The following is a 25,265-nucleotide window of genomic DNA, read 5'->3' on the forward strand; positions in this document are numbered from 1 at the left end:
TTATATTTCTTTTAAAAAAAAACAATTAATATTTTTGATATGAATAATTCTAATCAACAAGAACAAATTAATATTGAGTTAGATGAAAAAGTTGCTGAAGGGATTTATTCTAATTTAGCAATTATCAATCATTCTTCATCGGAGTTTGTTTTAGATTTTGTATGTATTATGCCAGGTGTTCCTAAGGCTAAAGTGAAATCAAGAATTATTTTGACACCACAACATGCCAAAAGATTATTGAAAGCAATTGGAGAAAATATTCATCGTTTTGAAGCCACTCATGGTGAAATAAAAGATGTTGAACAGCCGTCAATTCCACTTAACTTTGGGCCAACAGGTCAAGCATAATTAAGAGCCTCTCTATTTTGAGAGGCTTTTTTTTTGTGTTTATTGGTTTTCTGATTGCAAATTTTATAGTATGATTTAATCGTTGTGATTCCCTTGAATTTGTACTTAAACGAGTTTCCGGACAGTTAAACGAGTATTTTTTTCTTTCGATATTTATAGAATTAGTTTAGTACCCGTAATAAGATGTGAACGTCTTCCGTCTTTAAAAATAAGGGTCATGAAAACTTTTTTCAATAAATATAACACTAACAGCAGAGGGATATTCTTCCTAGTTGTGTTTATGTTTGTTGGTTTTTCAGGATCTGCTCAAGTATCATTTAATAGTTCAGATTTAAGTGTGCCAGCTAAAGTTTCTAGTGTTGCTACTGACGAATTACCAGTAAAAGTTTCAACTTCTGTTAATTTAAACTCTAACACTAATTTTATACTTTGGTTTATGGGAACAAAAGTTGGTCCTACTAAAACAAACGAAGGAATGTATACTAAAAACCAAATCATTTCTACTGGAATAGCTCCTAATCACTTGTTAATGAAAACACTTTTGAAAAAAACTATGAATTCAAAAGTTTGTTAGGTTTACATAAAATCAAGTCAAAGAAAAGCCTCTTGATTCGGGAGGTTTTTTTGTGTTTATTAGTTTTCTGACTGCAAGTTTTATGGTATGATTTAGTTGTTGTGGTTTCCTTGATTTTGTACTTAAACGAGTTTCCGGACAGTTAAACGAGTATTTTTTTCTTTCGATATTTATAGAATTAGTTTAGTACCCGTAATAAGATGTGAACGTCTTCCGTCTTTAAAAATAAGGGTCATGAAAACTTTTTTCAATAAATATAACACTAACAGCAGAGGGATATTCTTCCTAGTTGTGTTTATGTTTGTTGGTTTTTCAGGATCTGCTCAAGTATCATTTAATAGTTCAGATTTAAGTGTGCCAGCTAAAGTTTCTAGTGTTGCTACTGACGAATTACCAGTAAAAGTTTCAACTTCTGTTAATTTAAACTCTAACACTAATTTTATACTTTGGTTTATGGGAACAAAAGTTGGTCCTACTAAAACAAACGAAGGAATGTATACTAAAAACCAAATCATTTCTACTGGAATAGCTCCTAATCACTTGTTAATGAAAACACTTTTGAAAAAAACTATGAATTCAAAAGTTTGTTAGGTTTACATAAAATCAAGTCAAAGAAAAGCCTCTTGATTCGGGAGGTTTTTTTGTGTTTATTAGTTTTCTGACTGCAAGTTTTATGGTATGATTTAGTTGTTGTGGTTTCCTTGATTTTGTACTTAAACGAGTTTCCGGACAGTTAAACGAGTATTTTTTTCTTTCGATATTTATAGAATTAGTTTAGTACCCGTAATAAGATGTGAACGTCTTCCGTCTTTAAAAATAAGGGTCATGAAAACTTTTTTCAATAAATATAACACTAATAACAGAGGGATATTCTTCCTAGTTATGTTTATGTTTGTTGGTTTTTCAGGATCTGCTCAAGTATCATTTAATAGTTCAGAATTAAACGTACCAGCTAAAGTTTCTAGTGTTGCTACAGATGAATTACCAGTAAAAGTTTCAACTTCTGTTAATTTAAACTCTAATACCAATTTTATACTTTGGTTTATGGGAACAAAAGTTGCTCCTAGTAAAACAAAAGAAGGAGTGTATACTAAAAACCAAATTATTTCTACAGGAATAGCACCTAATCATTTGTTAATGAAAACACTTTTGAAAAAAACTATGAATTCAAAAGTTTGTTAGGTTTACATAAAATCAAGTCACAGAAAAGCCTCTCGATTCGGGAGGTTTTTTTGTGTTTATTGGTTTTCTGACTGCAAGTTTTATGGTATGATTTAGTTGTTGTGATTCTCTTGAATTTGTACTTAAACGAGTTTCCGGACAGTTAAACGAGTATTTTTTTCTTTCGATATTTATAGAATTAGTTTAGTAGCCGTAATAAGATGTGAACGTCTTCCGTCTTTAAAAATAAGGGTCATGAAAACTTTTTTCAATAAATATAACACTAACAGCAGAGGGATATTCTTCCTAGTTATGTTTATGTTTGTTGGTTTTTCAGGATCTGCTCAAGTATCATTTAATAGTTCAGATTCAAACGTACCAGCTAAAGTTTCTAGTGTTGCTACAGATGAATTACCAGTAAAAGTTTCAACTTCTGTTAATTTAAACTCTAATACTAATTTTATACTTTGGTTTATGGGAACAAAAGTTGCTCCTAGTAAAACAAACGAAGGAATGTATACTAAAAACCAAATTATTTCTACAGGAATAGCACCTAATCATTTGTTAATGAAAACACTTTTGAAAAAAACTATGAATTCAAAAGTTTGTTAGGTTTACATAAAATCAAGTCACAGAAAAGCCTCTCGATTTGAGAGGTTTTTTTTGTGTCTATTGGTTTTCTGGCTGCAAGTTTTATGGTATGATTTAGTTGTTGTGGTTTCCTTGATTTTGTACTTAAACGAGTTTCCGGACAGTTAAACGAGTATTTTTTTCTTTCGATATTTATAGAATTAGTTTAGTACCCGTAATAAGATGTGAACGTCTTCCGTCTTTAAAAATAAGGGTCATGAAAACTTTTTTCAATAAATATAACACTAACAGCAGAGGGATATTCTTCTTAGTTATGTTTATGTTTGTTGGTTTTTCAGGATTTGCTCAAGTATCATTTAATAGTTCAGATTCAAACGTACCTGCTAAAGTTTCTAGTGTTGCTACAGACGAATTACCAGTAAAAGTTTCAACTTCTGTTAATTTAAACTCTAACACCAATTTTATACTTTGGTTTATGGGAACAAAAGTTGCTCCTAGTAAAACAAACGAAGGAGTGTATACTAAAAACCAAATTATTTCTACAGGGATAGCACCTAATCATTTGTTAATGAAAACGCTTTTGAAAAAAACTATGAATTCAAAAATATGTTAGATTATATAAGGTTAAATTAATTCACAATAAAAAAGCCAACTTTTTAGTTGGCTTTTTCATTGAAATTAAATAAAGTAACTTTGATTAATCAAATTCAGAAGTGAAAAATAATTTTACACTTGGATATTTGTTTTGCGTCATTTGAATAGTAAAATCTGAATCAGCAAGAAAAACCAATTGATTGTATTTGTCCTTAGCTAAGAATTTTTGTTTGATTCGTTTGAACTCTTTGAATTCTTCATTTTTGGCATCATCTGGTTTTACCCAACATGCTTTGTGAACCGGGAAGTTTTCATATGTACATTTAGCGCCATATTCATGTTCCAAACGGTATTGAATTACTTCGTATTGTAATGCTCCTACAGTTCCAATCACTTTTCTGTTGTTCATTTCTAAGGTAAATAACTGAGCAACACCTTCATCCATTAATTGATCTACTCCTTTGTCAAGCTGTTTGGCTTTCATCGGATCGGCATTATTGATGTATCTAAAGTGTTCAGGAGAGAAACTCGGAATTCCTTTGAAACTCATGATTTCACCTTCGGTTAAGGTATCACCAATTTTGAAATTTCCGGTATCGTGTAATCCTACAATGTCACCAGGATAGGAGATATCTACAATTTCTTTCTTTTCGGCAAAGAAAGCATTTGGACTAGAAAATTTTAAGTTCTTTTTTTGGCGAACATGGTAATACGGTTTGTTTCTTTCGAAAGTTCCAGAAACAATTTTTATGAATGCAAGTCGGTCTCTGTGTTTTGGATCCATGTTGGCATGGATTTTAAATACAAATCCAGACATTTTTGTTTCTTTTGGATCTACTAGTCTAGTTTCAGAATCTTTGGGTCTAGGAGATGGTGCAATGGTAACAAAGCAATCCAATAATTCTCTAACTCCAAAATTATTCAAAGCTGAACCAAAAAACACAGGTTGTAATTTACCATCAAGATATTCTTGACGATCAAATTTTGGATAGACTTCGTCTATTAATTCCAATTCCTCGCGTAAACGATTAGCAGGTTTTTGACCAATTATTTTTTCTAATTCAGGATTTTGTACATCAGAAAATGCAATGGTTTCTTCTATGTTTTTTCGGCTGTCACCACTAAATAAATTAATGTTTTGTTCCCAAAGATTGTAAATTCCTTGAAAGTCATAACCCATTCCTATAGGAAAGCTTAATGGAGTAACGGTAAGTCCAAGTTTTTGTTCTACCTCATCCATTAGATCAAAAGCGTCTTTTCCTTCACGGTCTAATTTATTGATAAAAACAATGATAGGAATTTTTCGCATTCTACATACTGCAACGAGTTTTTCCGTTTGTTCTTCGACTCCTTTTGCAACGTCAATGACTACGATAACGCTGTCTACGGCAGTTAAGGTTCTAAAAGTATCTTCGGCAAAATCCTTGTGACCAGGTGTGTCCAGGATGTTTATTTTTTTCTCTTTGTAGTTGAAAGCTAGAACAGAAGTAGAAACAGATATCCCTCTCTGACGTTCAATTTCCATGAAATCGCTCGTAGCTCCTTTTTTTATTTTATTGTTTTTTACTGCACCAGCCTCTTGAATAGCACCTCCAAAAAGAAGTAATTTTTCAGTTAGTGTTGTTTTTCCGGCATCGGGATGTGAAATGATACCAAATGTTCTTCTTCGTTGTATTTCTTTTAAAAAACTCATATTTATGTAAATAGTTTGCAAAAGTACTATTTATAAATGAAAGAATAAATTCGTTTATGTTTATTGTTTGTGATATTGATATTTTATGTTTTGATTGTTGTTGAGTCAGTTGAAAATTGCAATAGTGAACTGATATGTGAAGTCATCGTCGTATAATATTTTACCCACCACCCAATTTATTTAAAAACAAGCAAAAAATAGCAAGTTGTTTGAGTTTATATTTTGTATTAGAAGTCTAGAACTTGGCTATTTATGACAATCTTTAGTTTTTTAGAAACTACCTCTATTATTGTTTTAATGAATTGGTTTAGAAACGATTCTTTTGAAGAGATAAAAATGACATAAACTAATTGTCGTTTTTAATGAACTTTTCTTATAAGCAATTGTATTCTTACAAATACGAAAAAAAATTGACATACGTGATAATTTAACATCATTTTATGCTAATCTAGGGCTGATTGATGTGTTTGTAGAACAGTATGTTTGCGGTTTGGGATTGTTCCTATTAATTCCGTTGGTGAGCAAACTCTTCTTACTTTTTTTACCCATCAATATCGTAAGAAAAGTAAGTTGTTTAAAACTGTTTGATTGTTAATATTAAATAATTTGTAATGAATAAAAATGTTCTTTATTTTAATTCCTTGTTTAAAAAGAAGTGTACAGTCTTTGCGTTTTTTCTTTTTATAGTTGGGAATTCTTTTGCTAAAACATTAGGTAATGCTACTGTTGGTGAAATGTTAATGCGTATTCAAGGAACCGGCATAATTTTGAATGGTTCTGTTTTTTTTCCTCCTGGAGATTTTGATGGGGATACAATTGCTGATAATATAGATTTAGATGATGATAATGATGGGATTTCAGATGTGTTTGAATTAAATAATTTTGATCCAAATGGGGATGAAGATGGAGACGGTTTGCCTAATTATAGGGATGTTTATGATAATACACCCCTAAATGACGATCAAAATTTAACGGATTATCTAGATATAAATGGTGATGGTACTCCAGAAGTTTATGATGCAGATGGTGATGGTTTTTTAAACAATGTAGATCTTGATAGTGATGGTGATGGATGTATGGATGTAAAAGAACAATTTGGTTCTTCTATCGTGGATGGAGATGATGATGGGGTTTATGGCATAGGAATTCCTGCGGTAGATGCTCAAGGAATGGTGCTAGATGTTAAAGGTAGAACAGATATTAATTATGCTACTTCAATAAATGCTAGGGTTCAAACTTATATAACTAGTCCACCATATACTCCTGCTCAAGCTATTAACCCAGGTGGATCAGTTCATCTTTCTTTGGCTTCGACTGCAGTTAATCCTACATATCAATGGCAACAAAGTATTGATGGTCTGATTTGGACAGATTTAGTAAATTCTACAGATGTAAATGCATCACCTTTTATTAATGGGGTTACAACTATCGGGTTAGACATAACTAATATTCCTAGTTCATATAATGGGTATATATATAGAGTCGTAATCAATAGCGATCCTTATTCTTGTAATGCTATAGTGTCAAAAGGGAATGCGAAATTAAATGTAAGCCCAGGACCAGAAATTAAAAGTAGCGATTCAAAAGAAGTTCCAGAAAACACAATAGATGTAATTACAGTAGAGGCGACTGTTAGTGGTTTGCCTGTACAAACGTTAAAATATAGTATAATAGGAGGAGTTGATGCTTCAAAGTTTGTGATTAATCGTGATACTGGTGAGCTAGAATTTAATCCTGCTTCGGCAGCTCCAGATTTTGAAAATCCAAAGGATGTGGGACTAGATAATGTTTATAATGTTCAAGTGAAGGTAACAGATACTGCTACTGGTTTTGCTGCTCAGCAAGATATTAAAGTTACTGTTACTAACGTAAATGAAGCTCCGGTGATTACAAGTAATGGAGGAGGTTTGACAGTACCAATAAATGTGCCTGAAAACAAGACAGACGTAACTACAGTAATTGCTACAGATCCTGATTTACCTTCGCAAGTGTTAAAGTATCGTATAACAGGAGATGATGCTTCAAAATTTGAGATTAACGAAACAACAGGTAAGTTAGTATTTAATCCTGCTCCAGATTTTGAAAAACCAACAGATGTAGGAACAAATAATGTTTATAATGTACAAGTGACAGTAACTGATAATGGAACTACTCCTTTATTTGTTGTACAAGACCTAATAGTTACAGTTACTAATGTTAATGAAGCTCCTAAGTTTACAAATAATGGGGGAATTTCAAATCCAAAGATAAACGTACCGGAAAATACAACTCTTGTAACAACATTAACAGCTAAAGATCCTGATTTGCCTTCACAAAATTTGACATTTAGTATTATTAACAGAGATGATGCATCAAAGTTTATAATTTTTATAGTTAACTCAACAACTGCTGTGTTGGTTTTTAAAGAGAGACCAAATTTTGAAAATCCAACAGATGTGGGAAAAAACAATGTTTATAATGTTCGAGTAAGAGTAACTGATAGCGGACTTTTGTGGCATGAGGAAGATATTGAAATCACTGTTATTGATGTGAATGAAACACCAGTTGCTGTTAAGGATAGCGGAGTAACAGATGAAAATGTTTCGGTTACTTTAAATGTATGCACTAACGATTCTGATGTAGACGGATCAATAGATGTTGCTACTGTAGATTTAGATCCAAACACAGTAGGAATACAAACTAGTTTGACGACTAATCAAGGTAAATGGAGTGTTGATAATTTAGGGATAGTAACGTTTGTACCAGCTTTGGATTTTGCAGGTACTTCTACTATTTATTATGCTGTAAAAGATAATTTAGGTTTGGTTTCAAATACCGCTGAAATAGCAGTAGTTGTAAATGATTTACCAGCTGTGAAAAAACCTGGAATAGCTTTAATTAAAACTGCTGAATTTAATGATCTTAATGGAGATGAATCGGCTAATATAGGAGAAACGATCACTTATAATTTTGTAGTAACAAATACTGGAGATTTTCCGTTGACAAATATAAAAGTAACAGATCCTTTGTCAGGAATTACTATGCCAAATGCTGAAATAGCCTTGAATGTTGGCGAATCGGATAGTACCACATTTACTGCCACTTACACATTGACTCAAGAGGATATTGTTAGAGGAAATGTTACCAATCAAGCTACGGTAGTTGGAACAAGCTCTGATGGAACAATTGTAAAAGATCTTTCTGATGACTCTAGTGTTCTTGAAAATAATCCAACAGTGACTCCAGTTTCTGGTTGTTCAATTAAGGTATTTAATGCATTAACACCAGAAGGACAATCTAAAAACAAAGTGCTTTATATTAGAGGAATTGAGTGTTATCCAGATAATAGACTAGAAGTTTATAACAGATGGGGAGTACTAGTTTATGAAGGTGAACATTATAATAATGTTGATAATGTTTTCGAAGGAATTTCTAAAGGTCGAGTGACAATTGGAGCATCACAAGTATTACCAGTCGGTACATATTTCTATAGTTTAAAATACAAAGATGATAAGGCTAATGCTTATGAGAAATCGGGCTATTTGTATTTGAATAGAGACTAAATAAATTGAGATGGGATTTTAAGAGTTTTAATAATTAGAACTTTTAAAATTCCATAATTTAAATCAGAATGAAGAATGATGCCTCATCTTGATAGTTAGTTATCAGTGATGTTTAAAAGAGCAAAAAAAGCTTCTTATGAAAAATGAATGGTGGTATTTCTCAATTGCGATTGGGATTTAAAAACTAATAAACAGTATCAATAAATGAAAACCAGAATAATAGGATTAATAATGACATTTTTGTCATTGGCTACTTATGCGCAACAAGATGCGCAATATACACAGTACATGTATAATACAGTAATTGTAAATCCGGCGTATGCGGGATCTAGACAATCATTGAGCGTGTTTGCTTTACATCGTGCTCAATGGGTTGGGCTGGAAGGGGCACCAGTAACTAATACTTTGTCGATAAACACACCAATTGATGAAAGTAATGTAGGTTTAGGTTTGTCTGTGGTAAATGATAGAATAGGACCTTCTACCGAGAATAATATCGCTGCCGATTTCTCATATACAATAAAAACTTCAGAAGATTATAAGTTATCTTTTGGTCTAAAAGCAAGTGCTAATTTACTAAATGTAGATTTTACCAAATTAGATCATTACCCTGGAGATCCAATTGCAGAAGATAATATAGATAATAAATTCTCACCTAACATTGGACTTGGATTTTATTGGCATTCAAGTAAAAGCTATATAGGGTTATCTGCGCCTAATTTAATAGAAACGAAGCATTTTGACAAATCAGCAGGCTCAAGTGCAGATAGCCATATTGCTACTGAGAAAATTAGTTATTATTTAATAGGAGGTTATGTGTTTGAGTTAAGCCCAAGTTTAAAATTTAAACCGTCTTTGCTTAGTAAATATGTTCAGGGATCACCATTACAGGTTGATGTGTCTGCTAATTTCTTATTTAGTGAAAAATTTGTAGCAGGATTGTCTTATAGATGGGATGCTGCTATAAGTGCTATGGCAGGATTTCAAGCCAGTGATTCTTGGTTTATTGGGTATTCATATGATTTTGATACTACTGCTTTGGCAAATTACAATTCAGGTTCACATGAGTTTTTTATCCGTTACGAATTGTTTAAAAAGTATGATCAAATAGTATCACCTAGATTTTTCTAATATTCTTCCATATGAAAATTAAGAACATAAAATATAGTCTGCTTTTAAGTATCCTTTTTTTTCAAGGGTATTCTCAAAAAGGCAGCATTGAAAAAGCCGAAAGACAGTACGACAATTATGCCTATGTTGATGCTATTACAACCTATGAAAAAGTAGCAAATAAAGGGTATAAGGATGAGAAGATGTTTCAGCAACTGGGTAATGCATATTATTTTAAGGCAGAATTACCTAAAGCGGTAAAATGGTATGATGAGCTTTTTGAGCAATATCCAGCACAAAAACCGGAATATTATTACAGATATTCACAAGCTCTAAAATCAGTTGGGAATTATGCAAAAGCAGATAAAATGCTAGAGCAGTTCAATGCAAAAAATGGTAATGATAGTAGAGGAGTTCTCTTTAAAAACAATAAAAATTATTTAGAAGAAATTAAAGCGAACTCAGGTCGTTTTAGTGTGTCAAACGCAGGGATAAACTCTCCTTTTTCGGATTATGGAAGTTCTTTTTTAGGAGATAAATTAGTATTTGCTTCTGCGCGTGATACAGGAGGTGTAACTAAAAAAGTATTCAAATGGAATAATCAGGCTTTTACAAATCTGTATTGTGCAGAGGTAAAACCAAATGGAGAAATAGGGAAACCTGAACGATTTGTACGCAAGATTAATTCCAGATTTAATGAGTCGTCAGCCGTATTTACTCAGGATAAAAAAACCATGTATTTTACAAGGAATAATTTTATTGGTGGAAAAAAAGGGAAAGACACTAATAATAAAACCTTATTGAAATTATATAAAGCAACATTAATTAACGGGGTATGGGATGATGTAATAGAATTACCATTTAATAGTAATGAGTACAGTGTAGCACATCCGGCACTAAGCGTCGATGAGAATGTATTGTATTTTGCTTCTGATATGCCAGGAACTTTAGGTCAGTCGGATTTGTTTAAAGTTGATATAAAAGCGGATGGAACCTATGGAGCACCAGTAAATCTTGGGTCACAAATTAATACAGAAGGAAGAGAAACGTTTCCATTTATATCAGATGAAAATGAGTTGTATTTTTCCAGCGATGGGCATCCTGGATTAGGAGGATTGGATGTGTTTGTTATAAGAATGGAAGAAAATATTACTTATAATAAAGTATTAAACGTAGGGTCTTCAGTTAATAGTAATCAAGATGATTTTGCTTTTATAATCAATAGTGATACCAGAAAAGGATATTTTACATCTAATAGAGAAGGGGGAAAAGGATTTGATGATATTTATAAATTTACGGAACTTACTAAATTAAAGTATGAACAGACTATAACAGGAGTGGTTACAGATCTTGAGTCCGGATCAATCTTGCCTGGGGCTAAAGTTAGTTTGTATGATGAGAATTTTAAACCTATAAAAGAAGTTGTTGCAGATGAAAAAGGTCAATATAGTTTACCTTTAGCAATAGGTAGAACTTATTATATAAGAGGCGATAAAGAGAATTATTTGACAAAAGAAGTTGCGGTTAATTTAAGAAGTTTCTCTGAAAGTACGGATTATCCAATTGTTTTAGAAAAGTTCATAAAACCTATAGCGGTTGGGACAGATTTGGCTAAAACATTAGATATTCCAATTGTTTATTTTGATTTAGATAAATCGGATATTAGAAAAGATGCTGCGTTTGAATTGGCTAAAGTAATAGTGGTAATGCAGCAATTTCCAGAAATGAAAATTGACGTACGTTCACATACTGATAGTCGTCAATCTGCCGAATACAATCAGAAACTATCCGATAAGAGAGCAAAAGCTACTATTGCCTGGTTAGTGAAAAACGGAATAGATTCAACTAGACTAATCGGTAAGGGCTATGGGGAAAGTGAATTGGTGAATCAATGTGCTGATGGAGTAAAATGTAGCGAAAAAGAGCATCAAGCCAACAGACGAAGCGAGTTTATTATTGTCTCGATGAAGTAAAAGAAGAAAAAATAGAAAGCGGATCTTTGTAAAGTAATTTTCAAAGATCCGCTTTCTAATTATTACATATTAATAGACCAAACACTATAGCCTTTAGGAGGACATTGAATTTTTACCCATTTGTCACCTTGGGTTGTAGGATACCAAGTTGAATTTCCTGTAAAATCTTTAATTTGTGCATTGGGCCAATTGGTTTGAATCCATCTTTCTTGCCAAGTGGTAGAATTGTTTATATAAACCACCAATCCGGGGTTTCCGTTGTATCCGTTTCTTCTGGCAATATATTCGTCATTATCTGTATATAGAATAGAAGTTGTACCGGTAGCTTTCTGGTTGTGGATCCAGATAAGGTTGTTTAGTTTGGCTTTATTCAACCATTCTTCATAGTCTCTGTAAAAAATAGTAGGATAACCTTCGTGCGTTAGTATATATGCATAAGCAAGTTCTTTAGTCCAAATTTCATCTGTGTCATGATTAGTAACAAAAGTAACTGCTTTATATGGGTTTCTTTTCCACATCATATCATCATTAAGTAGATTAAGATTATTGCCATCAAATGCATCATTCATTTTGTAGTAACAAGCAAAGTCAAATACAGAGCTGTTTGCATTGTTAGCCCAATCATTCAAAGTGTTTACGTCAGAATCCCATAATTCACCAACAGAGAATCCGCCGACATTTGCATTCCAGTCTCTTATTACCCATGAACCAAAACCTTTTACATAGTCAAATCTCCATCCATCAAACTTCATAGTGCTTTTATAGTATTTCCCTACGCCATCTGCTCTTTTCCAAAGCCAGTCTTGTACATTTGGAGCGGCATGGCATAAATCCGGAAACCCTCCAAAAGCGCCTTCGTCATTGTTGCCAAAGGAATTTTTGTAAAAATCAGCATAAGTTCTTTTAAACTTTCCAGAAGCTACTCCATTGAAGTTTGTCCAAGTGTTAGTTCCTGTAAATGGATTGCTTTCAGAAGCTCCTCCGCTGTTATGATTGATTACGATATCGGCAAACACTTGCATGTTTTCAGTGTGTGCTTTGGTAATTAAACTTACTAATTCTGTTTTTGAACCAAATCGAGTTTCTACAGAGCCATTTTGATTGTAATCCCCGAAATCAAAATAATCAGTAGGATCGTATCCCATTGAGAAGGCTCCGTTTTGTGCTTTCGATGCTGGAGGTAACCAGATTGATCCAATTCCTGCATTTGACCAATCTGTTATTTTAGAACTTATGGTGTCCCACCAAGTTCCACCAGCAGGAACATCCCAGTAAAAAGCTTGCATCATAACACCTCCACCAGGATTTGCAACATATTTCCCAGTTAAGGAACTTGTTGTTTTGCCAGTATTAAAGGGATGACCGTCATGATGGGTCACGTTAACTATTTTGTCATGTACTTCAGAGAGTGAAGCTTCTTCTGCCGAATCCTCGTTCGAATTACAAGAATAAAAACCGATGGTTAATGCGGTTATTAAATACATCTTTAGATTTTGTTTTTTCATTAAAATAGTAGTTTAGGTTAATATTCTGGGTTTGGTTATTGTGTTATTTTTTATTTGATTTTAGAATTTCGAATAATTGGGTTGTTTTATAAAAAAGTTACTCAATTTGACTTTGTTAAATTCAGTTTGCTTATTTGTATGTGTCAGTAAACCAATTGTTTTTTTGAGATTTTTGAATAGCAAAAACGTCTTTTTTTGCTAATGTATGTAAATTTTTACGCGGTCAATAAATGACATTTTTTATTTATTTACTATAACGTTGTAGTGTTAAAAACTTGTTATAATTTATTATAATTGTTAGTTTTATGAGTTTTATTTGGTAATAGTTTCTTTATTTTTTAATTTTTTATAGAAAAATGGAAAAACAGATTGTTAAATAAATTGCTAATTTAATTGTCGAATTTTAGTTAATCATTCAAAAAATGTTGAATTCAATAAAAGAGTAATATAGTCTCAGTAAATTACTTGTAAAGATATAGTCGTAATAAAAATGGAATCTGAACAAGAGAATTTAATGAGTTTTTATGTTTAAAAGAAAAAACTTTTGCATTTCAAAAGAGGATTGTTTTTTATGAATCCAAATGGCAATGATTAAATTGATTATAAAAACTGTTTTTTTAGAGAAAAGAAGTCAGAAAATGAACTTAATAATTTTTTGTTAATAGTACCAAGGGAACTTGTATAATGCAATCGAATTGTTATTTTTGTTCGCTTGAATAATAAAAAAAATGTCAGTATTTGGTCTAATTAAGATAAATACGGGGCCTTAATTTTTAAATAAGTGTTCGATTTCAGGGTAATGCCTTGTTTTAGAGTAACTTATTATTTTTTAAAATATGTTGAATTTCTGAAATATAAAAAATAATTTATAAAAAAATGCCAATAAAAAAAGCACAAATAAAGTTCATTACCAATAAAGTTGCATTTTCGTTGTTCCTTTTTATTTTCTCGATTTCACTAGCTAGTGGTCAGGAAGTTATTAAAGATAGTGTTGTAGCAAAGAAGCCAACAGTTTCGTCTGATAAAAAATTAAAAATTGACGGTATTGTTGCTACTGTGGGAGATTATATTATTTTGGATTCAGATATTGATAAAGGATTCTTAGAAATTACAAGTCAAGGGGGATCTACAAAAGATATCACAAGATGTCAGGTTTTAGGTAGTTTGTTGGAGCAGAAGCTGTATGCGCACCAAGCTGTACAAGATAGTATTATAGTTAGTGATGCTGAGGTAAAAGGGATGATGGATGAAAGGCTAAGTTATATGGTAGAACAAATCGGTTCTATGGATAAAGTAGTGAAGTATTATCAAAAAGATTCTGAAGAAGAGTTTAGAACGTATTTCTTTGACGTATTGAAAGAGCAAAAGCTTACTGGAGAAATGACGAAGAAAATTATAGAAAAAGTAGAGATTACACCGGAAGAAGTTCGTGAGTTTTTCAAAAAAATACCTGCCACAGAGTTGCCTGTTTTTGGAGCGGAATTAGAAGTAGCTCAAATTGTAATTAAACCTAAAGTTACTGAGGCTGATAAGCAAAAAGTAATTGATAGATTGAAAAGTTTTAAGAAAGAATGCATGGAAGGTTCAAGCTTTGCAACCAAAGCGGTCTTGTATTCAGAAGATCCCGGATCCAGTAAAAATGGAGGGTATTATAAAATGAACCGTAAAACTCCTTTTGTGAAAGAGTTTAAAGATGTAGCATTTAGCCTTGCTGAAGGAGAAATTTCAGAGCCTTTTGAAACTACTTTTGGTTTTCATATTATTTATGTAGAAAAAATTAAAGGACAAGAAATTGAGTTAAGACATATCTTGATAAGCCCGGTAGTTACTCAGGAATCATTGAAAGAAGCCAAAGAGAAGATTACTTTGATAAGAAAGAAGATCATGGATAAAGACATAACTTTTGCTGAAGCGGCAAGAACTATGTCTGATGAAAAAGAAACAAGAGCAAATGGTGGAGCATTGGTGAATACTAAAACGCAAGATACTCGTTTTGAATTGACAAAAATGGATCCTAAAATATACGCTCAAGTGTCAAATTTGAAAGACAATGAGGTTTCTTTGCCATTTTTAGAAGATGAGCAAGGAAAGAAAGATTATAAGATTATGACTGTAACCAATAGAATTGATGAGCATACTGCTGATTACGCTAAAGATTATATCAAAATAAAAGATCTAGCTTTAAAAGAAAAACAAATTAAAGCTATAGCAAAATGGTTTGATGCAAAAATAAAAGATACCTATATAAAGATTTTAGGAGAGTATAGAGATTGTACTTTTGCAAACAATTGGTTAAAAAAATAATTTTCATTAAATAAATAAAAAGAGTTAGTTTTATGATTTCATAGTACTAACTCTTTTTAAATTAAAATATAGCGCAAAATGTCAGATGTAGCAGCAATACAGAGTTTAGTTCAAAAACGTAATGAACTAAAAAAAGAAATTGCAAAAATTATTGTGGGGCAAGAAGCTGTTGTTGATCAGATTTTGCTTTGTGTTTTTTCTGGAGGTCATGCATTGTTGGTTGGGGTTCCGGGTTTGGCCAAGACATTATTGGTAAATACTTTGGCGCAAGCATTAGGACTTGACTTTAAACGAATTCAATTTACTCCGGATTTAATGCCTTCCGATATATTGGGAAGCGAAATATTAGATGAAAGCAGACAGTTTAAGTTTATAAAAGGTCCTATTTTTTCAAATATCATATTAGCAGATGAAATAAATAGAACCCCTCCGAAAACACAAGCAGCTTTGTTAGAAGCAATGCAAGAACGTTCGGTAACTATTGCTGGAGAAAATCGTAAATTAAGCTTACCTTATTTTGTATTAGCTACTCAAAATCCAATAGAGCAAGAAGGAACTTATCCTTTGCCTGAAGCTCAGTTAGATCGATTTATGTTTGCGGTAAAGCTAGAATACCCTTCATTTGATGAGGAAGTTCAGGTAGTTAAACGCACAACTTCAGATTCTGATGGTGTTATAGATCCATTATTTACTCCACAGGAAATTATTGATTTTCAGCATTTAATTCGTCGTATTCCAGTAGCAGATAATGTGGTGGAATATGCTGTAACATTGGTAAGTAAAACACGTCCTGATAATGCGCTTTCAAATGGTTTTGTGAAGAATTATTTAGATTGGGGAGCAGGACCAAGAGCATCACAGAATTTAATATTGGCAGCCAAAGCCCATGCTGCATTTCATGGTAAATTTTCTCCGGATATTGAAGATGTTCAAGCAGTGGCAACTGGAATATTGCGACATAGAATTATTAAAAACTATAAGGCAGATGCCGAGGGAATTACTGAAGAAATGATAATTTCAAAATTGATATAAGTATTTACTGTACAATATTTTTAATAAATACCATATTCTGAAAAGAATGTGGTATTTTTTTTTAAATCATTATTATGGCTTTATTATAAAACAGATTGTAAATTATCATTTTTTTAAAATGTTATCTTTAAATCGGTTTTATTTTTAATATAATTTATAAAAAATGATTATTTAGCAATAATAATTTTTGAAAAACGGACATCTATTAAATTTTTTTTAATTATCATCTTTAATTATTAAATTTGCGGGACAAAAAAATAAAAACACTTTTAATTATGGCTTTTTGATATTGAAATAATCAAGAAAATAAGCTATTAACCGCCTACAATTATGAACATTTATAACGATTACATCAAGGAGATCGAAGAACGAAAAGTACAGGGACTTCACCCTAAGCCAATTGATGACGCCGAATTGTTAAGCGAAATCATTGCACAAATTAAAGATTCTGATAACGCACATCGCGAAGATTCTCTTAAGTTTTTTATTTATAATACTTTGCCAGGAACCACAAGTGCCGCTGGAGAAAAAGCAAAGTTTTTAAAAGAGATCATTCTTGGAGAAACTGAAGTAAAAGAAATTACACCAGCATTTGCCTTTGAGTTATTGTCACACATGAAGGGAGGACCTTCAATTGAAGTACTACTTGATCTAGCCTTGGGTAATGATGCTTCTGTAGCCAAAGAAGCTGCAAATGTTCTTAAGACACAAGTTTTCCTTTATGATGCAGATACAGACCGTTTAAAAGAGGCATTCAAAAACGGTAATGCAATTGCAAAAGAAATTATAGAAAGTTATGCACAAGCAGAGTTCTTTACAAAATTACCAGAAGTTGCTGAAGAAATTAAGGTAGTTACTTTTATTGCTGGTGAGGGTGATATTTCGACAGATTTACTTTCTCCAGGAAATCAAGCTCACTCACGTTCAGACCGTGAACTTCATGGTAAGTGTATGATTACTCCACAGGCCCAAGAGGAAATCAAGGCGCTTCAAGCACAACACCCTGATAAATCTGTGATGTTGATTGCTGAGAAAGGTACTATGGGTGTAGGTTCATCAAGAATGTCAGGTGTAAATAACGTGGCACTTTGGACAGGTAAACAAGCAAGTCCATACGTTCCATTCGTAAATTTTGCTCCAATTGTTGGAGGAACAAACGGTATTTCTCCAATCTTCCTTACAACTGTTGATGTTACAGGTGGTATTGGTATTGACCTAAAAAACTGGGTAAAGAAAGTTGATGCAGCTGGTAACGCTGTTCGCAATGAAAATGGTGAGCCAATTCTTGAGCAGGCATACTCAGTTGCAACTGGAACTGTACTTACTATAAATACAAAAACTAAGAAACTTTATAATGGAGATAAAGAGTTGATTGATATTTCAAGATCTTTCACTCCTCAAAAAATGGAATTCATTAAAGCTGGTGGATCATACGCAATTGTGTTTGGAAAAAAACTTCAAACATTCGCAGCTAAGGTTCTAGGTGTAAATATTCCTTCTGTATTTGCTCCGTCAAAAGAGATTTCTCATGATGGACAAGGTCTTACAGCTGTTGAAAAAATCTTCAACAGAAATGCTGTGGGGTCAACTCCAGGTAAAATATTACACGCTGGTTCTGATGTTCGTGTAGAAGTAAACATCGTAGGTTCGCAAGATACGACAGGTCTTATGACTGCTCAGGAATTGGAGTCAATGGCTGCTACAGTGATTTCGCCAATTGTTGATGGTGCTTACCAATCAGGTTGTCACACTGCTTCAGTATGGGATAAGAAAGCTCAGGCAAACATTCCAAAATTGATGAAATTCATGAACAATTTCGGTTTGATTACTGCTCGTGATCCGAAAGGTGTTTATCATTCAATGACTGACGTAATTCACAAGGTACTTAACGATATTACGATTGACGAGTGGGCAATCATCATTGGTGGTGACTCTCATACCAGAATGTCGAAAGGTGTTGCTTTTGGTGCTGACTCAGGTACAGTTGCCCTTGCCCTTGCTACTGGTGAAGCTTCAATGCCAATTCCAGAATCAGTGAAGGTAACGTTCAAGGGAGACATGAAAGGATATATGGATTTCCGTGATGTGGTTCATGCTACACAAGCCCAAATGCTTAAGCAATTTGGTGGTGAGAACGTATTCCAAGGTAGAATCATTGAGGTTCACATCGGAACTCTTACTGCTGACCAAGCATTTACATTCACTGACTGGACTGCAGAAATGAAAGCAAAAGCATCTATCTGTATTTCTGAGGATGATACTTTGATCGAATCATTGGAGATTGCTAAAGGCAGAATCCAGATCATGATCGACAAAGGAATGGACAATGAGAAACAAGTGCTTCAAGGATTGATTAATAAAGCGGATAAGAGAATTACTGAGATTAAATCAGGCGAGAAACCAGCTCTAACTCCGGATGCAAATGCTAAGTACTACGCTGAAGTTGTTGTTGATCTTGATTTGATTGCTGAGCCAATGATCGCTGACCCAGATGTGAATAACGCAGATGTTTCTAAACGTTATACTCACGATACAATCAGACCTCTATCTTTTTATGGAGGAGATAAAAAAGTAGATCTTGGATTTATCGGTTCTTGTATGGTACACAAGGGTGATATGAAAATCCTTGCTCAAATGCTTAAAAATATAGAAACACAAAAAGGTAAAGTTGAATTCCAAGCACCGCTTGTAGTAGCGCCACCTACTTATAACATCGTAGATGAATTGAAGGCTGAAGGTGATTGGGAAGTTTTACAGAAATACTCAGGTTTCGAATTCGACGATAATGCCCCTAAAGCTTCGGCACGTACTGAATATGAGAACATGTTGTATCTAGAGCGTCCAGGATGTAACCTTTGTATGGGTAACCAAGAAAAAGCAGCTAAAGGAGATACGGTAATGGCAACCTCTACTCGTCTTTTCCAAGGAAGAGTCGTAGAAGATACAGAAGCTAAAAAAGGAGAATCTTTGCTTTCGTCAACACCGGTTGTAGTTCTGTCAACAATACTTGGTAGAACGCCTACGATTGACGAATATATTACCGCAGTAGAAGGTATCAATTTAACTAAGTTTGCACCTTCTAATAAGCAATTAGTTAAATAACAAATGATTAGTTAAGCATGTATTCAAAAGCCCGAGTTATAAACTCGGGCTTTTTTTTTAATAGCTGCTCTATTTTTTGTACCTTGTGATGTTTAAATAAAGTATAAAATAATTATATAAATCTTATGGCTTTTGATATTGAAATGATTAAAAAAGTGTATGACAACATGAAGACTCGTGTTGATGCAGCACGTGAGATAGTTGGTCGTCCGCTTACTTTAACAGAGAAAATTTTATACAGTCATCTTTGGGATGGAACAGCCTCTAAGGCTTTTTCTCGTGGAGTTGATTATGTAGATTTTGCTCCAGACAGAGTTGCTTGCCAAGATGCAACAGCTCAAATGGCATTGTTACAATTTATGCATGCTGGTAAATCAAAAGCAGCAGTTCCCACAACGGTTCACTGTGATCATTTGATCCAAGCCAAAGTTGGTGCTTCTACAGATTTAGCAGTAGCAAATACACAGTCAAAAGAAGTTTTTGATTTCCTGTCTTCAGTTTCAAATAAATACGGAATTGGTTTCTGGAAACCAGGATCAGGAATTATTCATCAAATTGTATTAGAAAATTATGCTTTCCCAGGAGGGATGATGATTGGTACTGATTCGCATACAGTAAATGCGGGTGGATTAGGAATGTTAGCCATTGGTGTTGGTGGAGCAGATGCAGTAGATGTAATGTCTGGAATGTCTTGGGAATTAAAATTTCCTAAATTAATTGGAGTAAAATTGACTGGAAAATTATCCGGTTGGACAGCTCCAAAAGATGTTATTCTAAAAGTAGCCGATATTCTTACTGTAAAAGGAGGAACTGGAGCTATTGTAGAATATTTTGGAGAAGGCGCCTTGAATATGTCTTGTACAGGAAAAGGAACTATCTGTAATATGGGAGCTGAAATTGGTGCTACAACATCTACATTTGGTTATGATGATTCTATGCGTAGATATTTAACGGCTACAGATCGTCAGGATGTAGTGAATGCTGCGGATAAAGTGGCTTCATACTTAACTGCCGATCCAGAAGTATATGCTAATCCAGAGCAATATTTTGATCAACTTATCGAAATCAACTTATCAGAATTAGAACCACATATCAACGGGCCTTTTACACCAGATCGCGGAACTCCGGTTTCTAAAATGAAAGCTGAAGCTGAAGCTAATGGTTGGCCAATAAAAGTAGAGTGGGGATTAATCGGTTCTTGTACCAACTCTTCTTATGAGGATATGTCAAGAGCAGCTTCTATTGTTGAACAGGCTGTTGCACACGGAATCACCCCAAAAGCAGAATTCGGAATCAATCCGGGATCTGAGCAAATTCGTTACACTATCGAAAGAGATGGTATCATTGCTACTTTCGAAAAACTGGGAACCAAAGTATTTACCAATGCTTGTGGACCATGTATCGGACAATGGGATAGAGCTGGAGCCGATAAAGGAGAAAAGAATACAATCGTGCATTCATTCAACCGTAACTTCTCTAAAAGAGCAGACGGTAACCCAAATACACATGCTTTTGTGACTTCGCCAGAAATGGTGGCAGCATTGGCTATTTCAGGGAGATTGGATTTCAATCCATTGACTGATACTTTGCTGAACGATAATGGGGAAGAGGTGAAGTTAAACGCTCCATTTGGTGATGAGTTGCCAAAAAGAGGTTTTGATGTTGAGGATGCCGGTTTTCAAGCACCGGCAGAAGATGGTTCAAGTGTTCAGGTAAATGTAAGCCCTACTTCAGATCGTTTGCAATTATTGGCTCCATTTGAAGCTTGGGACGGTAAAAATGTTACAGGAGCTAAATTATTGATTAAAGCTTTCGGAAAATGTACAACAGATCACATTTCTATGGCAGGACCATGGTTGCGTTTCCGCGGACATTTAGATAATATCTCAAATAATATGCTGATTGGTGCAATCAATGCCTTTAATCAAACTGCAAATTCTGTCAAAAACCAATTGACAGGAGCTTATGATGCAGTTCCTGCAGTGGCACGTGCCTACAAGGCAGCCGGAATCCCTTCTATTGTCGTTGGTGATCACAACTACGGAGAAGGATCTTCTCGTGAGCATGCCGCTATGGAGCCTCGTTTCTTGGGTGTAAAAGCAGTATTAGTAAAATCATTTGCACGAATCCATGAAACTAACCTTAAAAAACAAGGAATGTTAGGATTGACATTTGCTAACGAAGCTGATTATGACAAAATCCAAGAAGACGATACTATTAACATCACTGATTTGGTAGATTTTGCTCCAGGAAAACCATTAACTTTAGAATTTGTTCATGCTGACGGAAGCAAAGATATCATCTTGGCTAATCATACGTATAATGAAGGACAAATTGGTTGGTTCAAAGCTGGTTCCGCTTTAAACTTAATTGCGACTGATAGTAACGCATAAGTATTTTAAATTTTATATATCAAAAACTCTCAAGGTAACTTGGGAGTTTTTTATTTAGGTATATTAGGAGCTAATCCTGCTGTCATTTCAAGCTTGTTCATGTCTTTGTTTTTTTTCTTGATATAAAAGGAGCTTCCGTTGGTCGCTCTTTTATATCAAGAAAAAAATACAAGTCAACTTTACAAGACTTTTTATTTTTGTCTTAGCTAAGATATTGATATTTAAATGCTTTGTTTAATTAAAAGATTGGAAATTGAGATGTTTTTTCGTAAATTAGAGTGATTGAATTTAATCAATTATCTTATTTTGAACAGGAGAGATAGATTGTAAATAGCAAATGTAATGTTTCATAGAAGTCAAACACGACAAGAAGAATTAGCCAATGGGATTTCACATATTCTAGGGATACTTTTTTGTTTGATAGCAATGCCTTTTGTGATTGAAACAGCTTATAGACAAGATAATTCCGTTACAGTATTATCTGTTATAACTTTTGGAATAGGAATGTTGCTGGTATATACATCTTCTACTTTATATCATTTAGCTAAAAACGAAAAGACAAAAAAACTTCTTAATATAGCGGATCATATCAGTATATATTATCTCATTGCAGGAACATATACACCTCTCATGGTGCGCTATTTAAATCATGATACAACAGTTGTTTTTCTTGGAGTAATGTGGTCTATTGTGGCTTTGGGAACTATTTTGAAAATTTTTTGCACCAAGCGATCTGATTTTTTATCGATGTTGGTTTATGTGGCAATGGGCTGGATGATTGTTTTTGTTATTAAACCATTGTTGCATACAGTTCCTCCTGTTGTACTTGATTTGATTTTTGCAGGTAGTGTGAGTTATACTTTAGGTATTTATTTTTTTGTAAAAGGGGATAAACGATACTATCATACTATATGGCATCTCTTTGTGCTTTTAGGCACAGTACTTCATTATATTTCTATTTTTATAAGTCTATAATGTTCTTTTTAGGGTTGTGATAAAAAAAACTGTACTGTTAAAAAGGATAGGATTATTGCATTTTCTAAAATTTTAGTAATCCTTTAACTTTCAAATCTAACAAATAACTTATATTTGTGAATCTTCAAAAAAAAATCATTTTTGAAAGAAAAAGTACAAAAAGATTTAATAATTCGCCTCAAAATCGTTTGTATTTGTAAAAATGAGGTAGAAATTAAAAAAGTATGAAGTATTTTAGGGTATTAGTTTTTGTAATGACTTTATGTAGTGTAAGTGTTTTTTCACAAGATAAAAACATTAAGCATAGCATAGCAAAAGGAGAAACAATTTCTAGTATTGCTGAAAAATATAATGTTTCTGCTAGTTCAATTTATAAGTTAAACCCAAAAGCTAAAAAAACCTTGCAACTTAATCAGGTACTGTTGATTCCGATTGCAGATCTTAAAAAAACGAATAAAGTTGCTGCTATACCTGAGAAAACAACAGCAATTAATCACGAAGTTTTACCAAAAGAAACACTTTACGGGATTGTTAAGCAATATAAAACAACAACCGAATTACTCTTTAAAGCTAATCCACAATTAGAAACAGAAGGCTTAAAAATTGGTCAAATAATCAATATCCCAACAACAGGATTGACTAAAAGTGAAATTACAAGTTTATCCAATAAAAATACTTCCGAAATTGATGCAACTGCACCCTTGATGCATCAAGTGAAACCAAAAGAATCTTTGTATGTTATTGCTAAATTATATTCAGTAACTATTAAAGAATTAAATGAAGCCAATCCTAAAATTGGGAAAAAAGGATTGAGTATAGGGCAAATGATTACGATTCCAAGTAATGGGAAAGTGCCAAATGAATCCGTTGTTGTAGAAGAAAAAGCGATTCAAGAAATATCAAATGCAACTGTGGCTCCTGAAAATAAAACAGTGGAGCCAAATCAAAAGGAGAAGGGAAAAGTTCAAAAAGAGGTAATTGTTGCAAAAGAAATTGAAAGGGTTACTCCAAATGATGCAGAACCATTGATGCACAAAGTTAAATCTAAAGAATCATTGTATGTCATTGCTAAGCAATATTCGATTACATTAAAAGAATTGAAAGAAGCTAATCCGAAGATTGGAAAGAAGGGATTAAGTATAGGGCAAATGATTGTAATTCCAAGAAATGGAAAATCACCTAATGAATTAGTTGTTGTAGATGAAAAAGTGATTCAAGAAACATCGAATGTAACTGAGGTTTCTGAAAAGAAAACAGTGGAGTCAAATCAAAAGGAGAAAGGAAAAGTTCAAAAAGAGGTAGTTGTTACAAAAGAAGTTGAAACAGTTGCTCCAAATGATGCTGAACCATTGATGCATAAAGTTAAGTCTAAAGAATCATTGTATGTCATTGCTAAGCAATATTCAATTACATTAAAAGAATTGAAAGAGGCTAATCCAAAAATTGGAAAGAAGGGCTTAAGTATTGGGCAAATGATTGTAATTCCAAGTAAAGGAAAAATAGGAGAATCTATTGTTGTTGAAGAAAAAGCACAAGAAGTGACCAAAGAGGTTGCTGTTTCAAAAAATAATGAATCGGTTCCAGTTGTTGCAGAAAGTACAATAGATGCTCAAAATGGAGGTACAGATCTTATTCATGAGGTATTGCCAAAAGAGACTAAATATGGTATTGCTAAAAAATACGGCATTACGGTAGCAGTATTAGAAAAGCAAAATCCGGCAATTCAACAAAAATTATTAGTTGGTTCAAAGCTTACTATCCGCGTTCCAAATTCTACTATTGGAACAGTAACCAAAGAGGAAGTGGTTGAGGTTAAAGATACTGAGTCTGGTTCGACTATTAGTATTTCTAATGAAAGTTTAATAGATCAATTAATAGCCTCGGCTTCTGATCATATCGGAACGAGATATCGTAGCGGAGGAACCTCAAAGGCAGGTTTTGATTGTTCTGGTTTGATGTGTTCTACATTTGGAGGTTTTGATATAAAATTGCCTAGATCTTCTATAGAGCAATCTAGTTATGGAGAGAGAATAGATGTTGAAAATGCACAAAAAGGAGATTTGATTTTCTTTAGAACAAATGGAAGAAGTCGAATCAATCATGTAGGAATGGTTGTTGAGGTGGCAGATGGTGAGATTAAATTCATTCATTCATCGATTCATTCTGGAGTGATTATTTCCTCTACAAAAGAGCCATATTATCAGCGTAACTTTGCCCAGGTAAATAGGGTTGTGAAATAGTACTTTTTTAAAATATAAACAAATTGAACTCTTAAGGTAACTTAAGAGTTTTTTGTTTTTAGGATATAATTTCTTTGCGAAAATGCTATTCTTAATCATTTTCTAAAAAAAAGTATATCTTTAAGCCA

At 33.2% G+C, this 25,265-nt stretch carries 17 protein-coding genes; 15 read left to right on the top strand and 2 right to left on the bottom strand.

Annotation, left to right across the window (positions count from 1 at the left end; genetic code table 11):
- Positions 1-39: 39 nt before the first annotated feature.
- The 6 genes from OZP08_RS07940 (at position 40) to OZP08_RS07965 (ending at position 3,287) form a co-directional block, all read left to right on the top strand.
- The gene (locus tag OZP08_RS07940) at positions 40-348 is read left to right on the top strand and encodes a DUF3467 domain-containing protein (RefSeq protein WP_268849462.1); all 309 of its coding nucleotides are present in this window, start codon (positions 40-42) and stop codon (positions 346-348) included.
- A gap of 217 nt (positions 349-565) precedes the next feature.
- Positions 566-922, top strand: a complete 357-nt coding sequence (locus tag OZP08_RS07945; RefSeq protein WP_268849077.1) for a hypothetical protein — start codon at positions 566-568, stop codon at positions 920-922.
- A 234-nt stretch (positions 923-1,156) separates the two neighbouring features.
- Positions 1,157-1,513 carry a hypothetical protein gene (locus tag OZP08_RS07950; protein WP_268849077.1) on the top strand — a complete coding sequence of 119 codons (357 nt, stop codon included), beginning with the start codon at positions 1,157-1,159 and terminating at the stop codon, positions 1,511-1,513.
- 234 nt (positions 1,514-1,747) lie between these two features.
- Positions 1,748-2,104 carry a hypothetical protein gene (locus tag OZP08_RS07955; RefSeq protein ID WP_268849078.1) on the top strand — a complete coding sequence of 119 codons (357 nt, stop codon included), beginning with the start codon at positions 1,748-1,750 and terminating at the stop codon, positions 2,102-2,104.
- A gap of 234 nt (positions 2,105-2,338) precedes the next feature.
- A complete protein-coding gene (locus tag OZP08_RS07960; RefSeq protein WP_268849079.1) occupies positions 2,339-2,695 on the top strand; it encodes a hypothetical protein in 357 nt (118 codons plus the stop codon).
- Positions 2,696-2,930: 235 nt separating this feature from the next.
- A complete protein-coding gene (locus OZP08_RS07965) occupies positions 2,931-3,287 on the top strand; it encodes a hypothetical protein (protein WP_268849080.1) in 357 nt (118 codons plus the stop codon).
- Positions 3,288-3,371: 84 nt separating this feature from the next.
- On the opposite strand, the gene OZP08_RS07970 is transcribed toward OZP08_RS07965, so the two are convergent.
- Positions 3,372-4,961: a peptide chain release factor 3 gene (locus tag OZP08_RS07970; RefSeq protein WP_281323411.1), complete on the bottom strand. Its 1,590-nt coding sequence runs from the start codon at positions 4,959-4,961 to the stop codon at positions 3,372-3,374.
- A gap of 611 nt (positions 4,962-5,572) precedes the next feature.
- On the opposite strand from OZP08_RS07970, the gene OZP08_RS07975 reads away from it, so the two are divergent.
- The 3 genes from OZP08_RS07975 (at position 5,573) to OZP08_RS07985 (ending at position 11,586) form a co-directional block, all read left to right on the top strand.
- Positions 5,573-8,503: a DUF7507 domain-containing protein gene (locus OZP08_RS07975; protein ID WP_281323412.1), complete on the top strand. Its 2,931-nt coding sequence runs from the start codon at positions 5,573-5,575 to the stop codon at positions 8,501-8,503.
- A gap of 204 nt (positions 8,504-8,707) precedes the next feature.
- Positions 8,708-9,634 (top strand): PorP/SprF family type IX secretion system membrane protein, encoded by a 927-nt coding sequence (locus tag OZP08_RS07980; RefSeq protein ID WP_268849084.1) that lies wholly within the window; start codon positions 8,708-8,710, stop codon positions 9,632-9,634.
- 11 nt (positions 9,635-9,645) lie between these two features.
- Complete coding sequence (locus OZP08_RS07985; protein ID WP_281323413.1) at positions 9,646-11,586, top strand: OmpA family protein; 1,941 nt, start codon at positions 9,646-9,648, stop codon at positions 11,584-11,586.
- A 62-nt stretch (positions 11,587-11,648) separates the two neighbouring features.
- Here OZP08_RS07985 and OZP08_RS07990 read toward each other — a convergent pair whose 3' ends face one another.
- Entirely contained in the window at positions 11,649-13,091 is a 1,443-nt protein-coding gene (locus OZP08_RS07990) for an alpha-amylase (protein WP_281323414.1), read from the bottom strand.
- Positions 13,092-13,967: 876 nt separating this feature from the next.
- On the opposite strand from OZP08_RS07990, the gene OZP08_RS07995 reads away from it, so the two are divergent.
- The 6 genes from OZP08_RS07995 (at position 13,968) to OZP08_RS08020 (ending at position 25,137) form a co-directional block, all read left to right on the top strand.
- Positions 13,968-15,395, top strand: a complete 1,428-nt coding sequence (locus OZP08_RS07995; protein WP_281323415.1) for a peptidylprolyl isomerase — start codon at positions 13,968-13,970, stop codon at positions 15,393-15,395.
- A gap of 78 nt (positions 15,396-15,473) precedes the next feature.
- Complete coding sequence (locus tag OZP08_RS08000; RefSeq protein ID WP_281323416.1) at positions 15,474-16,427, top strand: AAA family ATPase; 954 nt, start codon at positions 15,474-15,476, stop codon at positions 16,425-16,427.
- A gap of 330 nt (positions 16,428-16,757) precedes the next feature.
- A complete protein-coding gene (locus OZP08_RS08005; RefSeq protein WP_281323417.1) occupies positions 16,758-19,529 on the top strand; it encodes a bifunctional aconitate hydratase 2/2-methylisocitrate dehydratase in 2,772 nt (923 codons plus the stop codon).
- A gap of 125 nt (positions 19,530-19,654) precedes the next feature.
- Entirely contained in the window at positions 19,655-21,922 is a 2,268-nt protein-coding gene (locus OZP08_RS08010; RefSeq protein ID WP_281323418.1) for an aconitate hydratase, read from the top strand.
- 342 nt (positions 21,923-22,264) lie between these two features.
- The gene (trhA, locus tag OZP08_RS08015; RefSeq protein WP_281323419.1) at positions 22,265-22,897 is read left to right on the top strand and encodes a PAQR family membrane homeostasis protein TrhA; all 633 of its coding nucleotides are present in this window, start codon (positions 22,265-22,267) and stop codon (positions 22,895-22,897) included.
- A gap of 224 nt (positions 22,898-23,121) precedes the next feature.
- Positions 23,122-25,137, top strand: coding sequence for a LysM peptidoglycan-binding domain-containing protein (locus OZP08_RS08020; RefSeq protein WP_281323420.1), 2,016 nt, complete (start codon positions 23,122-23,124; stop codon positions 25,135-25,137).
- Positions 25,138-25,265 lie beyond the last annotated feature (128 nt).

This window comes from Flavobacterium aestivum (genome assembly GCF_026870175.2).
In the GTDB taxonomy this organism is placed as follows: Bacteria; Bacteroidota; Bacteroidia; order Flavobacteriales; family Flavobacteriaceae; genus Flavobacterium; species Flavobacterium aestivum.

What these genes read in the sequence shown, in the direction of transcription:
- OZP08_RS07990 (WP_281323414.1), bottom strand. Translation starts at nt 13,091, where the DNA reads ATGAAAAAACAAAATCTAAAGATGTATTTAATAACCGCATTAACCATC.
- OZP08_RS07975 (WP_281323412.1), top strand. Translation starts at nt 5,573, where the DNA reads ATGAATAAAAATGTTCTTTATTTTAATTCCTTGTTTAAAAAGAAGTGT.
- OZP08_RS07940 (WP_268849462.1), top strand. Translation starts at nt 40, where the DNA reads ATGAATAATTCTAATCAACAAGAACAAATTAATATTGAGTTAGATGAA.
- OZP08_RS07960 (WP_268849079.1), top strand. Translation starts at nt 2,339, where the DNA reads ATGAAAACTTTTTTCAATAAATATAACACTAACAGCAGAGGGATATTC.
- OZP08_RS07950 (WP_268849077.1), top strand. Translation starts at nt 1,157, where the DNA reads ATGAAAACTTTTTTCAATAAATATAACACTAACAGCAGAGGGATATTC.
- OZP08_RS08005 (WP_281323417.1), top strand. Translation starts at nt 16,758, where the DNA reads ATGAACATTTATAACGATTACATCAAGGAGATCGAAGAACGAAAAGTA.
- OZP08_RS08010 (WP_281323418.1), top strand. Translation starts at nt 19,655, where the DNA reads ATGGCTTTTGATATTGAAATGATTAAAAAAGTGTATGACAACATGAAG.
- OZP08_RS08000 (WP_281323416.1), top strand. Translation starts at nt 15,474, where the DNA reads ATGTCAGATGTAGCAGCAATACAGAGTTTAGTTCAAAAACGTAATGAA.
- OZP08_RS07980 (WP_268849084.1), top strand. Translation starts at nt 8,708, where the DNA reads ATGAAAACCAGAATAATAGGATTAATAATGACATTTTTGTCATTGGCT.
- OZP08_RS07965 (WP_268849080.1), top strand. Translation starts at nt 2,931, where the DNA reads ATGAAAACTTTTTTCAATAAATATAACACTAACAGCAGAGGGATATTC.
- OZP08_RS07970 (WP_281323411.1), bottom strand. Translation starts at nt 4,961, where the DNA reads ATGAGTTTTTTAAAAGAAATACAACGAAGAAGAACATTTGGTATCATT.
- trhA (WP_281323419.1), top strand. Translation starts at nt 22,265, where the DNA reads ATGTTTCATAGAAGTCAAACACGACAAGAAGAATTAGCCAATGGGATT.
- OZP08_RS07955 (WP_268849078.1), top strand. Translation starts at nt 1,748, where the DNA reads ATGAAAACTTTTTTCAATAAATATAACACTAATAACAGAGGGATATTC.
- OZP08_RS08020 (WP_281323420.1), top strand. Translation starts at nt 23,122, where the DNA reads ATGAAGTATTTTAGGGTATTAGTTTTTGTAATGACTTTATGTAGTGTA.
- OZP08_RS07995 (WP_281323415.1), top strand. Translation starts at nt 13,968, where the DNA reads ATGCCAATAAAAAAAGCACAAATAAAGTTCATTACCAATAAAGTTGCA.
- OZP08_RS07985 (WP_281323413.1), top strand. Translation starts at nt 9,646, where the DNA reads ATGAAAATTAAGAACATAAAATATAGTCTGCTTTTAAGTATCCTTTTT.
- OZP08_RS07945 (WP_268849077.1), top strand. Translation starts at nt 566, where the DNA reads ATGAAAACTTTTTTCAATAAATATAACACTAACAGCAGAGGGATATTC.